General features: G+C 68.0%; 1 protein-coding gene. It reads right to left on the reverse strand.

Annotated elements, in window-relative coordinates; genetic code table 11:
• Positions 1 to 38 precede the first annotated feature (38 nt).
• A partial coding sequence (locus RMT89_RS41435; protein WP_315888921.1) for a hypothetical protein occupies positions 39 to 391 on the reverse strand: 353 nt, incomplete at its 5' end.

The following is a 391-nucleotide window of genomic DNA, read 5'->3' on the forward strand; positions in this document are numbered from 1 at the left end:
GGTGCGCCTGGGGCGTTTCGCCCCTCCCCCTGGGGGCCTTATGCGTCTGATGTGATATTGCCTCGGATGAGCTCGGGTTTCACCGGCTGGTTGGCGAGCGAAGAGTTGATGCTGCGGCACAGCACGGTCAGGGGTCCGTAGGGGTCGAGTTGTGCGCCGGCGATGTGCGCGGCGGTGAGGTCGTCGCTTGGGTGCGGGGCGTGGTCGCCGTATCCGGGGCACCAGTTCCCGTGTTCGGCTCGCCATGCTGCGACGATGCGCGCTCGGCGTTCCCGCTCGGGGTTGGTGCGGGTGAGGTAGGTGGGCGATTCGCGGCGGTGGCTGGCGCAGCGGGTTGCGGGTTTACGTGCCAGTAGGGGGCACCCAGGTTCACTGCATGGGCGTTTCATCG

Origin of the sequence: Streptomyces sp. P17, assembly GCF_032436805.1 — a bacterium.
In the GTDB taxonomy this organism is placed as follows: Bacteria; Actinomycetota; Actinomycetes; order Streptomycetales; family Streptomycetaceae; genus Streptomyces.